Annotated in this window: 11 protein-coding genes; 6 read left to right on the top strand and 5 right to left on the bottom strand. The window is 66.5% G+C overall.

Annotated elements, in window-relative coordinates:
- Positions 1-11: 11 nt before the first annotated feature.
- Positions 12-2,144 (bottom strand): hypothetical protein, encoded by a 2,133-nt coding sequence (locus tag MLG87_RS01970; protein WP_243293548.1) that lies wholly within the window; start codon positions 2,142-2,144, stop codon positions 12-14.
- Positions 2,144-3,886, bottom strand: a complete 1,743-nt coding sequence (locus MLG87_RS01965) for a SpoIVB peptidase S55 domain-containing protein (protein ID WP_243293547.1) — start codon at positions 3,884-3,886, stop codon at positions 2,144-2,146. The genes MLG87_RS01970 and MLG87_RS01965 overlap by 1 nt, the downstream gene beginning before the upstream one ends.
- A 180-nt stretch (positions 3,887-4,066) precedes the next feature.
- On the opposite strand from MLG87_RS01965, the gene MLG87_RS01960 reads away from it, so the two are divergent.
- Both MLG87_RS01960 and MLG87_RS01955 read left to right on the top strand, forming a co-directional pair.
- Positions 4,067-7,033 (top strand): TonB-dependent receptor, encoded by a 2,967-nt coding sequence (locus MLG87_RS01960; RefSeq protein ID WP_243293546.1) that lies wholly within the window; start codon positions 4,067-4,069, stop codon positions 7,031-7,033.
- A 61-nt stretch (positions 7,034-7,094) separates the two neighbouring features.
- Positions 7,095-7,865, top strand: a complete 771-nt coding sequence (locus MLG87_RS01955) for a TIGR00282 family metallophosphoesterase (protein ID WP_243293545.1) — start codon at positions 7,095-7,097, stop codon at positions 7,863-7,865.
- Positions 7,866-7,880: 15 nt separating this feature from the next.
- On the opposite strand, the gene aqpZ is transcribed toward MLG87_RS01955, so the two are convergent.
- From aqpZ to MLG87_RS01940, 3 genes are all read right to left on the bottom strand, one after another.
- Positions 7,881-8,558 carry an aquaporin Z gene (gene aqpZ / locus MLG87_RS01950; RefSeq protein ID WP_243293544.1) on the bottom strand — a complete coding sequence of 226 codons (678 nt, stop codon included), beginning with the start codon at positions 8,556-8,558 and terminating at the stop codon, positions 7,881-7,883.
- 278 nt (positions 8,559-8,836) lie between these two features.
- Positions 8,837-9,652, bottom strand: a complete 816-nt coding sequence (locus MLG87_RS01945; RefSeq protein WP_243293543.1) for a 3'-5' exonuclease — start codon at positions 9,650-9,652, stop codon at positions 8,837-8,839.
- A gap of 157 nt (positions 9,653-9,809) precedes the next feature.
- Positions 9,810-10,166, bottom strand: a complete 357-nt coding sequence (locus tag MLG87_RS01940) for a hypothetical protein (RefSeq protein WP_243293542.1) — start codon at positions 10,164-10,166, stop codon at positions 9,810-9,812.
- A 53-nt stretch (positions 10,167-10,219) separates the two neighbouring features.
- On the opposite strand from MLG87_RS01940, the gene MLG87_RS01935 reads away from it, so the two are divergent.
- Genes MLG87_RS01935 through MLG87_RS01920 form a run of 4 tightly spaced genes read left to right on the top strand, consistent with a single transcriptional unit; the run spans position 10,220 to position 13,843 of the window.
- The gene (locus MLG87_RS01935) at positions 10,220-10,906 is read left to right on the top strand and encodes an HAD family hydrolase (protein ID WP_243293541.1); all 687 of its coding nucleotides are present in this window, start codon (positions 10,220-10,222) and stop codon (positions 10,904-10,906) included.
- Positions 10,907-10,946: 40 nt separating this feature from the next.
- On the top strand, positions 10,947-11,804 hold the full coding sequence (locus MLG87_RS01930) for a 3-hydroxybutyryl-CoA dehydrogenase (protein WP_243293540.1): 858 nt from the start codon (positions 10,947-10,949) through the stop codon (positions 11,802-11,804).
- Positions 11,805-11,816: 12 nt separating this feature from the next.
- Positions 11,817-12,887: a DUF3187 family protein gene (locus MLG87_RS01925; protein ID WP_243293539.1), complete on the top strand. Its 1,071-nt coding sequence runs from the start codon at positions 11,817-11,819 to the stop codon at positions 12,885-12,887.
- 35 nt (positions 12,888-12,922) lie between these two features.
- Positions 12,923-13,843 (top strand): class I fructose-bisphosphate aldolase, encoded by a 921-nt coding sequence (locus tag MLG87_RS01920; RefSeq protein ID WP_243293538.1) that lies wholly within the window; start codon positions 12,923-12,925, stop codon positions 13,841-13,843.
- Positions 13,844-13,922 lie beyond the last annotated feature (79 nt).

Genomic DNA, 13,922 nt, shown 5'->3' with positions numbered 1-13,922 from the left:
GCATGAAGCGGCTAGCGCTTGGCGCCCACCGCGCCAAGCGTGACCGCAGCAGTCTGTTCGTTGTTGTTCTGGTCCGCGACCTTCACGAGAACACGGTCGCCGCGGACGGCATCGCGGGGCACGACCACGTCGAAACGCTCGTCCTTCTGATCGAAGACCCGGTCCTCCGGCACGATCTGGAGCCAGTGCTCCCCATCGGCGCTGACGGCGGCCTCCTTCAGGGTGGAGGTCTCGTCCCGGGCCACGAAGCGGATCCGGACGCCCTCGCCTTCGGGCGCGGCACTCAGCTCGGAGATGACCGGCGGCGTGTGGTCGATGATGAAGGGAGCGGTGCGCCAGAGGCTGGTGAGGGCGGCGTTGAAGGCCGCCGTGGGGGCGTCCGAAGCGGTCACTTCGAGGCGGTACCGGCCATCGGGAACGGGCAGCGTGTCGAAGCTGAAGAACTTCTCCTTCCAGGCCTTTTCCAGGAGGATCGGCGCGCCCCGCTCGGGCACAAGCCGGATGGCGAACTGGAGGGTGTCGGCGTTGGGGTCGTTCACGCGGAACACGAAGCTCTGGGCGCCCCGGCGGAAGCTGCGCTTCTCGGCGCCCATGTAGCCCATGGCCGGGATGAGCTTCTGCGTCTCCAGGGGCACCCGTTCGATGCCGATGTCATCCGGAGGCGCCGTGCGCGTGATGACCAGGCCCGGCGGCATGGTGTCCACGCCCTCCCAGATCGGAGCCAGGTTGCGGTGAGCCCAGTGGACGGTCACGGTCTCCACCACCGGCGTGGCACCGCCCCGGGTGCTGCTGAGGCGCAGACGGAATTGGGCGAACCGTGAGGACGGCAGGGCCGGACGCTCGCCGCTACGCAGGGGAGGCGTCCATGGGCTCCAGGTGGCATCCGGCGTTTCCGTGCTCCCCGTACGGAACTGGAATTCCACGTTGGTGCCCGATGGCGTGTCTGCATCGAGGTAGGCTCGTCCCCAGTCAGCCAGGGGCGCGCCCTTGAGGATCCGGGATTCGACGGTGCCCTCCGTGGCCTGGGCTTCGGACAACAGGTGCAGCTCGGCGGGATTCGAGCCCACCACGAGAAGGTCCCCGCCCGAGGGCAGGAAGGCCGTGGCCTGCGCCGTGCCCAGCTCCTGCACCACGGCGAAGGGATCCGTATCGCGGACCTTGCCGAGGGGCAGAGAGAAGAGGCGGGACCGGTTGCCCGTGCCCACCAGCAGCTGGCCCTTCCATGGGGTCAGCGCGTAGACCTGGCTCTGGGCGCTCTGCCACAGGGTCTCGGGCACCCGATCGCGGTCCAGACGGATGACGGCCGACCGCGTAGCCGCGGCGGTATCCGCCTGCAGATAACCTTCGCGCCGCTCCAGTTGGCCGGTGCTGAACTTCGGCGTGAGGCCATTGTCCGCGCCGACGTACAGCAGCCCATCGGCCACGGCCAGGGCGCGAACCTCTTCAAAGGGGGTATCCATCAATGTCTCGAGGCGATCGCCCTGGCGGCTGTAGCGGAGCACCAGGCCCCGCCCGTGGCTGCCGAGGTACCAGCCCCCCTGCCCGTCCGGCGTCAGGGCTGTGAACGCCGTCTCGTCCGCCAGCTCCGCCAGGCGGCGGCTCGACCCGCTCCGGGCCTGGACCAGCACGGCGCCCTTCTCCGAACCGCCGGCGGCGATGACCGCATCCCCATCCACCGCCAGGGCCCAGACAATGCGGGCCTCGATGTCCGCGAAAGGCTTCACGTCGCCGGAGGGAGACACGCGGAAGAGCTTCCCCTCCCCTGTGGGCGCCACGATCAGATCCTGGCCCAGGCGCGCCAGGGCGAACACGATGCCGCCCTTCACCTGGCCCAGGGGCGTCACCTGGCCACCGGAGTAGTGGAAGAGCTTGCCGTCCGTGCCGGCGGAGAGGTAAGCGCCCCCGGAGCCATCCGGAACGGCCGCCCAGATCACGCCCTCGGGCAGCTGGCCCACGCGACGAAGGTTCGGCGCCAGGCGCAGCCGGCCGTCAGCCCCGATGCGGACACCGTGGGTCTCGGACCCCAGCCAGTCGTTGAACCCGGAGAAGGTGGCCACGGGCTGATCCGCCAGGGCTGCCACGCCCACGACCGCGGAGAGAAGAAACGTCATCCAGCGCATAGAGCCCTTTCGATTCATGTCCATCACTCGATTTCCACGTCCAGCTGGCTCAGCCCCCGCACCTCGCGGTCGAGCGGCAGGACGGCACGGCCCACGATCCGCCGCTGGAGCTTGTTGTCGCTGCTGGCGCCGTCGCCGCTGACCAGGGTCGCCACCGTGGGTGGGATGCCCTCGATGCGGCTGCCGCGAAGCCCCGCACCGGGCTGGCTCTGCACCAGCAGCGCGTAGGCGTGGTTGTTCCGGAGGGCCCCGTTCAGGAGCCGCACCACATCCCCCAGGTTGGCCACCTCGATCATGCGCTCATCCGGATCGGCCGCCATGAGGCTGAAGCCATCGCCAACCATCAGGGTCGCCTTGCCCTTGGCCGCGGAGGAGGGCACCTGGATGTTGAAGGTGGCGGTCTCGCGCACGCCCTGGATGTTCTGGAGGGTGACCAGCACCGGAAGAATCTCTCCTCGCTTGGCCCGGGCCTTGAGGAGGCGGACGCCCGCGATGGCCGAGAGATCCAGCCGCTCCTCCGCCTTGATGGTGAGGGAGATGCCCTCGAACACCGGCTTCTCGAAGGGATTGAGCGTGATGGCTTGGAGCATGGCGCCCACGTACTGGGAGATGCGCGAGGGGTTCAGGTCTGCGATGACGTTCTCGATCAGGATGGCCGGATGCCCGACCAGCTTGATGTTGCCCTGCATGGACAGGCTCTGGAGCCCCAGGCCACGGGTGTGGGCGTCCAGGGTCTGGGCCACGGCCGTGGCCACCAGGGCTGGCGTGGCCACGGGGTGGTCCATCAATTCGAACCGGAAATTCAGCGTGCGCTTGCCCCCCAGGTTCAGGCCGATCCGGAGCGGGACCATCCGCGCCTCGGCCCCCAGCAGGCCCGCGACGCCGGAGCTGCGGTCCAGCCGCAGGGCGCCGATGGGCGCCACGGGCATGGCCATCTTGAAGGAGCTCTGGTAGCTGGCCACGGTACTCGCCACCGTGGCGGACCAGAGGGGCAGGTCCACGGACCCCAGGTTGAACAGCTGGTGCCCGAAGAGCAGCACCCGCTTGCCCGAGACGTAGGTGATGGTGCCCGCGGCCGCCAGATCCAGGTCTCCCTGCATGAGCGTGACGGCCGCCATGCCGCCGGGCTCGAGGGGGCTGGCCTCCTCCCGCGCGCCTCCGGACAGGACCGGCGCGGCGGCAAAAGCGACCGGGAACCCGGCCCAGAGACGGCGGGCTTCAGGTCCAAGTGCGCTGCCGACGATGGACATGGGCATGGCCTGGGGATCCGGCTCACCCATCAGCGTCCGGAAATCCAGCATCTGTCCCGAGAGGGCCGCCTTGAGGACCTTGGGCGGCTCCAGCTTGGGCAGGATCAGGGGCGTGCGGCTGGGCGGGGTTTCCGGGATATCCCGGAGCTGATCCAGCATCTCGGCGATGGGGGTGATGCCGCCAATGGCCTCCTTTTCGAAGAGGATGCCCGTGCTCAACGCGCCGATGAGCTTCCCGTCGATGTAGCAGGGGCTGCCGCTCATGCCCGCCAGGATCCCCGTGTCCGTCAGGGGTCCTCCGGAGGCCCTGACCATGATGCGGCTTTTGCCCGGGGCGGCGTTCCGCTGCACCCCCAGCACTTCGAAATCGAAGCGCTCGATTTTGCCGCCCTGGAATACCGTCCGGCCGTACCCCTTCATGCCCGCCCGGATCTCCGCGACCGGGAGGGTGGCGGGCCCTTGGCCTGCCAGGGGCACCAGAGAAAAGAGGGCGAAGGCGAGGGCGACCAGTTTCATTGATATCTCAAGGAATGTATGAAGCCTAGCAGGACAGTCCCGGTGACCGGGACGGCCGCCGGCCGGGCGCCCCTGTGAATTTCAGATGCGGCATGTGACTTTTTCGTTCCTTGACCAACAGATCCCTTTTATTGCGATGCCCCCCTTGGCTATTCTTTGGGGAACACGGAGGAACTTCTCATGCGCTCAAGGCATTTCGCCGGCTCATCCCTTGTGGCCCTGCTCGTGGCGGCGGCCCCCATCATGGCCCAGGGTGTTTCCACCCAGCTGGGCGGTCGCGTGCTCGATAATCAGGGCGCCGGCGTCGCCGGAGCCACGGTGGTCATCCGGAACGCCGAGACCGGTCTCACCCGCACCCTGCAGACCAGCGCCGAAGGCCGCTATCTGGCCACCCTTCTGCCGGTCGGCCCCTACACCGTGACCGTCACCAAGGCCGGCTTCCAGACCGCGAGCAACGTCAAGGTGAACCTGAACCTCGGTGATGCCGCCCCCCTGACCATCAAGCTCGCCCCCGAGACCGGTGCCACCGTGGAAGTGGTCGCTGCCACGGCCCAGGTGGACACGGAGCGGGCCAGCGCCGCCGCCATCATCTCCCCCGACAACCTCACCAACCTGCCGGTCTTCAACCGCAACTTCACGAACTTGGCGACCCTGGCTCCCCAGGTCGTGGTGGACAGCAGCCGCGGCAACCTCGCCATCGCAGGCCAGCGCGGCGTGAACACCTCCATCAACATCGACGGAGGCGACAACAACGAGCCCTTCTTCGGCGGCGCCACCGGCGCGGCCGAGGGCAAGACGCCCTTCACCATCTCCATCGAGGCCATCCGCGAGTACCAGGTGATCACCGACGGTGCTTCCGCCGAGTTCGGCCGCATGGGCGGCGGCTACGTGAACGCCATCACCAAGAACGGCACCAACGACATGAGCGGCAGCCTCTTCTACTACATGCGCCCCCGGGGCTGGGTGGAAGCTGGTCCGACCCTGCGTCAGCCCAACGGTTCCACCACGGCCAATCCAGTGGGAGACTTCCAGCAGGAGCAGTTCGGCTTCAGCCTCGGCGGCCCCATCGTCAAGGACAAGCTCTTCTACTTTGTCGCCTACGACGCCCAGCGCCGAAAGGATCCCATCAATCAGATCTGGGGCCCGATCAGCAATCCCGCGGTCCTGAATCCCGCGACCTACCCCAATGATGCGGTCCTTATTGCCAAGAGCGGGAACTACTCGGCGAAGTCCGATTCAGACGTCTACTTCCTCCGTTTCGACTACAACCCCACCGTCGACCACAACATCCAGTTTCGGGTGAACCACTCCAGCTTCAAAGGCGTGACCGGGGCATCCCGGACGGCCGCCTACGAGAACCTGGCCTCCGACGACGTAACGACCAATGCCTATGTCCTCCAGTGGAACTGGGTGATCAGCGGGAACTGGATGAACGAGTTCCGAGTCAGCCATACCAAGGACGACATGCCGCGCTCGACCTACTCCCATTCGCCCGAAGTGGCCATCGGGAGCGGGAGCAGCACGGTCGGCTACTACGGCGCCTATCCCTTCGACCGTACCTACAACACCAAGCGCACGCAGATCCAGGAGAACATCAGCTACGTGACCCCCACCTTCCAGGTGAAGGCGGGTGTGGACTACAACGACATCAAGGTATCGGAGTTCTTCGCCGGCAACTGGCAGGGCGTCTACCAGTTCAGCTCCCTCGCGAACTTCCGGGCGGGCAACTGGTCCTACTACCGGCAGAACTTCGGCCTGAGTGGAGATGTCCACCAGGCGGGCCTCTTCGACACCAGCTACAAGCAGATGGCTGCCTTCATCCAGACCGAGTGGCGCCTCACCGACACGTTCAAGCTCGGTGCCGGTGTCCGCTGGGACCGCCAGGAGAACCCTGACTACCCGATCCTGGACATGACGACCAACCCCATGGCCAGCCCCATGCCCATCACGGCCAAGATCCCCTCGGACAGTCAGTTCTCGCCCCGCGTGTCCTTCACCTGGACCCCGGCCTTCGACCACGGCAAGACCGTGATCCGCGGCAGCGTCGGCCGCTACGTGAGTACCACGCCGGCCGTGTTCTTCTACCAGGCCTATGCCGCCAACGGCGTCCGGACCGGGTCCAAGGACTTCCAGCCTTCCGAAGCGGCCACCTACGGCATCCCCATCGGCGCTGCTTTCAACGCGGCGAATCCCTTCTGGCTCGCCTCGACGCCCACGGGCTTCTCCACCTTCAACATCTGGACCTTCAACCCGGACTTCAAGAACCCCTACACCGACCGCGTGAACATCGGCGCGGAGCGCCCCTTCTTCAACGACCTGGTCCTGGGCCTGTCCGCCACCTACGCCAAAGGCAAGCAGCTCGAGCGCACCGCCGACCTCAACCTCGGAACCCCGACCGCGAACGCCTATGGCCGCCTGATCTACCCGAGCACCATCGACGCTCAGGGCCGCTATACGGTCACCCGGCCCAATACGACCTACGGCACCATGGGCATGTATTTCTCGGATGCCACCAGCCTCTACCATGCCTATACGGCCAGCCTGAAGTACCACAAGGAAGGCAGCGCTTTCGACGCCCAGCTGTACTACACCTACGCCATCAACAAGGACACCGACTCCAACGAGCGCAACTACTCGGGCGTCAGCATCCAGGACAACGGCAACCTGGGCGGCCAGTGGGGCTACGCTGACACGGACCGTCGCCAGGTGCTGACCGGGTATTTCAGCTTCCTGGACAAAAATGTGACCGGCATCCTAGCGTCCGTGTCCGTCCGCTACCAGACCGGCACACCCTACACTCTGACCTATGGGGCGGATGTGAACGGCGATGGCAACAGCAGCAACGATCGCTACTTCGCCAGCGGCGTGGACTCGGGCCGGAATACCCAGCGTGCCGGATCCACCCTGACCTTCGACCTGGGCCTCCGCCGCGACTTCGCCTTCACGAAGCGCATCAAGATGACCCTGTCGGCCGACGTGTTCAACCTGCTGAATCGACAGGACACCTACCTCTCCAACCGGGTCTCCTACTCCAGCCCGGTCACTCCGGCCACAGTGGACGCCAACTCCGCCAGTAACCTCCAGCAGCAGCAGAACTGGATCGGCTCTGCCCGCCAGATCCAGATCGGCGCGCGCTTCGCCTTCTAGTCCCACTCGCACCACGAAAGGGCGGCGCTCCGGCGCTGCCCTTTTTCGTTAGGCTGGAAGCATGAAGATCCTGGCGTTGGGCGATGTCGTGGGGGAACCGGGGCGGAGGCTGGTGGAGGCGTTCGTGCCCGAGCTGCGCCGGGAGACCGGGGCTGACCTCGTGATCGTGAACGGCGAGAACGCCGCTCACGGCCACGGCATCACCGACACCATCGCCCGGGAATGGTTCGACCGCTTCGGGGTGGACGTCATCACCACGGGCAACCATGCCTTCGACGTGAAGGGGATCGAAAGCTACTTCCGCCTGGAACCCCGCCTGCTGCGACCCGCCAACCACCCCCCCGATACACCGGGGAACGGGTGGGTGAAGCTGCACACCCCCTCGGGGGCCGAGGTCCTCGTCATCAACCTCATGGGGAGGGTGCACATGCCTGCCTGCGACTGCCCCTTCCGGGGCGTGGACGGCATCCTCCAGAAGGAGCGGGCCGACCTCGTCATCGTGGACATGCACGCCGAGGCCACCAGCGAGGCCCAGGCCATGGGCTTCCACCTGGAGGGCCGGGCCGCTGCCGTCCTGGGCACCCACACCCACGTCCCCACCCTGGACGCCAAGGTGCTGCCCGGCGGCACGGCCTACGTCACCGACATCGGCATGACGGGCCCCTACGACGGCGTCATCGGCATGAAGAAGGAAGCCAGCATCGGCCGCTTCCTCAGGGTCCAGCGCCCCAAGTACGAGGTTGCCGAGGGCGACCTCCAGCTCCACGCCGTGCTGGTCACCACCGAAGGCCGGAAGGCGACCAGCATCGAGCGGATCCTGAGAAAGCTGTAGGGACCTTCGAGGGGTTCAGTCCTCGAGCTTGGGGAAGAGCCAGCCGGCAATGGCGGCACCGAGGAGGGGCGCCACCCAGAAGAGCCAGAGCTGGCCGAGGGCCCAGCCGCCCACGAACAGGGCCGGTCCCGTGCTGCGGGCGGGATTCACGGAGGTGTTCGTGACCGGGATGCTGATGAGGTGGATGAGGGTGAGGCAGAGGCCGATGGCAATGGGCGCGAAGCCGGGGGCCGCCTTCTTGGCAGTGCTGCCCAGGATCACCACGAGGAAGAAGAAGGTCATCACGACCTCGGTCAGGAATGCCGCACCCAGCCCGTACTTGCCCGGAGAGTGGTCCGCATAGCCGTTGGCCGCGAAACCGCCGATGGCGGACCCGTTGCCGGTGGCGATGACATAGAGGATGGCCGAGGCGGCCACGGCTCCCAGCACCTGGGCCAGCCAATAGCCGGCCACATCCTTGTAGGGGAAGCGCCCGCCCACGGCCAGACCCAGGGTCACGGCGGGGTTCAGGTGACAGCCCGAGATGGGGCCGATGGCGAAGGCCATGGTCAGCACCGTGAGGCCGAAGGCCATGGCCACACCATGGAGGCCGATGCCCACGCCCGGGAAGGCCGCGGCCAGCACCGCGCTGCCGCACCCACCCAGTACCAGCCACAGGGTCCCGAAGAATTCCGCCGCAAGCCGCTTGTTCACACATCCTCCATGGAAGAAAAAGCGTGATGGCTGGAAAGCTGGGGTCAGTCTATCCATCCGCCGGAAGGATGCCTACTCTTTCGGTCTTCAGAAGCCAAAGAGCACCGCCAAGACACCAAGAGAAGCCAAACCTGGTGATCGGCTTGCCTCAGCCCGGCATGATCGAACCGCGAATGACGCGAATCGCCCCTGCGGGCGCGCGAATGGTGAACAATCCTGCATCCGCCGCGTTTCACGCCCTTTCGCGTTATTCGCGGTTGCTTGCTTTTATGGCTGAGTCAAGCCAGCCGGGCCCATCCCTCCAGGTAGAGGTTGAAGGCCGGATCCACCTCAGCCTTCTGCTGGACCAGCGCGCGGATCTGGGCCTCCTCGGCCTCCATCTGCTCAGGCGTCAGGTGGCCCGAGAGCGTCATGGCCCGCAGCCACACCAGGAAGGTGGTGAGGGCGTCGAACTGGTTGTAGCGGACGATGCCGGCGATGTCCCCCGACCGCCAGAGGTCGATGACGCTCTTGCCGTCGGTGCCCAGCTTGCCCGGGATTCCGCAGGCCGTGGCCAACTCGTGGAGGGTGGAGGAGGCCTTGCCCCAGCTGCCCGTCACTTCGCGGAGGTCGATGTGCTGGTTCCCGTAGCGGTCGAAGAAGTCGCCCGCCGCCCACTTCTCCGCGCTGCGGCCCAAGCCCGGGATGGAGAGCCGGTGCACCATGGCCCGCTGGACCAGGATGGGCAGGTCCGCGTCCCGCGAGTTGAAGCCCACCAGCTGGGGCTTCTTGTCCCCCAGCGCCACCAGGAAGCGGCGCAGCAGGTCGTCCTCGGCCAGGGCCTCCGGCCCCTCCGGCAGCGCGAAGAGCTTGTGCTGGACGTCACCGTGCCGCACCGTGCGGATCACCGCGGCGATGGACACCACGCGGCAGAGGATGGTCTTCAGGTAGGGTCTCGGATCCGCCTCCGTGGCGCCGCCGTAGGCCCAGAGGCGCTCCGTCACCTCCTCGTCAGGCATCTCCTTCGGGAGGTCCAGCACCCGCCTCCCCGTGGCGGGATCCGGCACCCACTCGGCATCGAAGGCGAAGATCTGGTGGTGCGGGGGACGCAGCATGGGAACCCTCCTGGAATGCCTTCAAGTCTGGGTAATGCTCAAAAGCCTCCACGAAGGGTACGAAGGGAAAAGCCAGATCACGAAGGCGAATTCGTGGTTTTTAGATTCACCTGAAGGGTTTCTTCGTGTCCTTCGTGGAGATCCTTTGACGGCCGGGTTACTTCTCCAAAGCCCACTTGCCCCCGCCACCCACCGCGCAGGCCAGGCCCACGAGCAGGCGGAAGAGGGCGGGCAGGTTCGACAGGGGCCCGGCGCCGTGCATCCAGCCATGTACCAGGGGCCAGCCCAGGACGGCCACGAGGATGCCGCCCGCCAGGGCCACCCACACACCGAGCAGAATCAGAGCCCCGCATACCAGCTCGCCCAGGGCAAAGCCCCAGGTGGAGGCCTGGGTGAAGGTGATGGCCCCGTGGGCTCGGCGGAGGATTTCGAAGCCGTGCATCACGGCCATGCCGCCCACGGCGAGGCGCAGGAGGAAAAGGGCCCAGTCGGTGCGAGTCTTGGAAGCGGCCATGACTACCTCGGGAAACATCCATTGTAGGCTGGGGACTCTCCACGGAAACTGCCATGCGCCCCACGCTCGCCTTCGACGCCGACGACACCCTCTGGCACAACGAGACCCTCTACGCCGAAACCCAGGGGGCCTTCCGGGCCCTCCTGCACCCCTTCCACGACGACGCCTGGATCGACGCCCGTCTCCACGACACGGAGATGCGCAACCTCCGCCGGTACGGCTACGGCATCAAGGGCTTCACCCTGTCCATGATCGAGACGGCCCTGGAACTCACCGAGGACCGGGTCGACGGCCGGGGCATCCGCCAGGTGCTGGAGCTGGGGCAGGCCATGCTCGACAAGCCGGTGGAGCCCCTCCCCGGCGTGGCCGAGGTCCTGACGAAGCTGGCCGGGACCTTCGACCTGATGCTCATCACCAAGGGTGACCTCTTCGACCAGGAGACCAAGCTGGCCAAGTCTGGCCTCGGGCACCACTTCTCACGGGTGGAGATCGTCTCGGAGAAGGACGAGCCCACCTATGCCGCCCTTCTCGGGCGCCACGGCCTCCAACCCCGAGCCTTCACCATGGTGGGCAACTCGGTGAAGTCCGACATCCTGCCGGTCCTGGCCCTGGGCGCCCGGGCGATCCACATCCCCTACCACCTGACCTGGGCCCATGAAGTGGTCGCCACCCCGGTGGAATCCCCCTTTCCCGTGCTCGATTCCATCCGCGACCTGCCCGCCCTGCTCGCAGGCTGGTGACCCCGTCCTCCGCTATGCTGGGGAGACGGAGGGATTTCATATGAGCATCCAGAACATCGGCGTCATCGGTGCGGGCCAGATGGGCAACGGCATCGCCCATGTCTTCGCCCAGGCGGGCTTCAGCGTGCTGATGCAGGACATCACCGACGCCTTCGCCGCCAAGGGCGTGGCCACCATCGACAAGAACCTCCAGCGCGGCGTGGACAAGGGCAAGATGACCGCCGAGGAAAAGACCGCCGTCCTGGGACGCATCCGCACCACCACGAAGCTCGAGGATCTGGCCGGCTGCGACATTGTCATCGAGGCCGCCACCGAGAAGTGGGAGGTCAAGAAGCAGATCTTCGAGACGCTCGACAAGGTCTGCAAGCCCGGCGCCATCCTCGCCTCCAACACCAGCAGCATCTCGATCACCAAGCTGGCCGCCGTCACCAAGCGCCCCGAGGCCTTCATCGGCATGCACTTCATGAACCCCGTGCCCGTGATGCAGCTCATCGAGGTCATCCGCGGCCTGGCCACCAGCGACGCCACTTTCGAGGCGGTGATGGACCTCTCGAAGAAGCTGGGCAAGACCCCCATCCACTGCAACGACTTCCCGGGCTTCGTGAGCAACCGCGTGCTGCTGCCCATGATCAACGAGGCCATCTACGCCCTCTATGAAGGCGTGGCCAGCGTGGAGAGCATCGACGGCATCATGAAGCTCGGCATGAACCATCCCATGGGCCCGCTCACCCTGGCGGACTTCATCGGCCTGGACACCTGCCTCTTCATCCTCAACGTGCTGCACGAGGGCCTGGGCGATCCCAAGTACCGCCCCTGCCCCCTGCTCATCAAGTATGTGGACGCCGGCTGGCTCGGCAAGAAGAGCGGCCGCGGCTTCTACGACTACAGCAAGGCCTGATCTCCGCGGGCCATGCGACGCCGCGCGGCGCTTGCCCTCGTGGCTTTCCTGGGACTGGCTGCGGAGGAGCCCCTCCACGAGATGGGCCCCTTCCCCACCCGGGAGATGTTCCCCCTCTACCTGCCCACCATGGCCTACCAGCCGGTGGACCCCGTTCCCCTCGGGCGGGGCCGCTGGCGGTGGGCCCTGCACTGGATCGAGGCCAACACCTTCCAGTTCTCGGACATCTTCGAGCAGTATGCCCCGCGGGACGCCTCCGGCCGCGTGGCAGTGACCGAGGCGGTGTTCGCCTCGGCCGCCGCCGCTTTCCCCGATCTCCCGACCCTGTACTACTTCGACGAGGAGATTGCCCGGTTCGAGCTGGAGGGAAGGTACGGACTGTCGGACACGACCGACCTGTGGTTCCGGCTGCCGGTCCAGAACCACACCGGGGGCTTCCTCGATCCTCTCATCGAGGGGTTCCACAAGATCGGATTCGAACAGCCCGGGCGGGATCGCGTCATGAAGAATCAGGTGGCCCTTGCGGTGGCCCAGTACGGCAAGGTCGCCTTCTACAACGATGAACGCATCCTCGGAAAGACCCAGGATCCGGTCCTGGGGCTCACCCACCGCCTGCTGGCGACGCCCACATGGACACTTTCCGCCGCGGTCAGCCTCAAGCCCCCGCTCACCCATACCTACGACGCCTACCGATCCGGCTGGGACCAGACCTACGGGATCACAGGCGCCTGGAGGCCGGGGGGGCGGCATGCCTTCTATTTCGGCGGGGGTTTCGTCCGCCGGCCCCACGGAAGCCCGGAGTACACAGCCATCGGATTCCGGAACGGCGCCGGCGCCCATGCCACCTGGGAATACCGCCGCTGGCGGCGAGTTCAGCCCTTTCTCCAGCTCTATTGGCAGAGCGGCTACCTGCCGCGGCGGCCCTCCCAGCACTTCGACCAGCCCAGCCTCCAGCACGACCTGGGGGTGCACTGGCACTGGACGCCCCACACCACCCTGACCTTCCGCTACCTGAACAACATCTCCCACTGGGGGAACACCGCGGACATGGGCCTTGGCGCGAGCCTGACGACGCATTTCTAGGTAGAATGGCCGTTTGAATCCATGCGAGGTGCCCCATGGCCACGGCCAAAGTCCGCGAGATCCTGTCCTGGTACAGCTCTGAAAACCCCGGCGTGAAGGCCAATCTGGCCCGCATGATGAACACGGGCCGCCTGGCCGGCACTGGCAAGTTCGTGATCCTGCCCGTGGACCAGGGCTTCGAGCACGGCCCCGCCCGCAGCTTCGCGCCCAACCCGGCCGGCTACGATCCCCGCTACCACGTGGAGCTGGCCATCGAGGCCGGCTGCAATGCCTACGCCGCGCCCCTGGGCTTCATCGAACACGTGGCCTCCGACTACGCCGGCGACATCCCGCTCATCCTCAAGCTCAACAACAGCGACATCCTCAGCAAGGGCCACGAACCCTGCAGCGCCATCACGGGCAGTGTGGAAGACGCCCTGCGCCTGGGCTGCGCCGCCATCGGCTACACCATCTACCCCGGCAGCGGTGACCGCAACATCCAGTACGAGAGCCTGCGCGAGCTGATCCTCGAGGCCAAGGCGGTGGGCCTGCCCACCGTCGTCTGGTCCTATCCCCGGGGCGCGGGCCTGACCAAGGAGGGCGAGACCGCCGTGGACGTGGCCGGCTACGCCGCCCAGATCGCCGCCCAGCTCGGCGCCCACATCATCAAGGTGAAGCCCCCCAAGCAGCACCTCGAGGTGAAGGAAGCCGCCGCGGCTTTCGAGAAAGCCCAGATCCCCACCGAGACCATGGCCGACCGGGTGAAGGAAGTGGTCCGCAGCGCCTTCAACGGCCGCCGCATCATCATCTTCAGCGGCGGCGAGGCCAAGGGCACCGAGGCCGTGCTCCAGGAAGTGGCCGAGCTCGCCAAGGGCGGCGCCTTCGGCAGCATCATGGGCCGCAACGCCTTCCAGCGCCCCAAGGCCGAAGCCATCCAGCTGCTGCATGCGGTGATGGATATCTTCGCGAAGGCGTGAAGTAGAAAACCGCGAAAGACGCGAACAAAGCCGAAAAGAAACCGCCACTCGAACCGGAGGTGGCGGTTTTTTTTCGCGA

Origin of the sequence: Geothrix mesophila, from assembly GCF_022808835.1 — a bacterium.
Taxonomy (GTDB): domain Bacteria; phylum Acidobacteriota; class Holophagae; order Holophagales; family Holophagaceae; genus Geothrix; species Geothrix paludis.
Note: the sequence above shows the minus strand (reverse complement) of the source record. Positions and strands in the feature narration are given on the sequence as shown.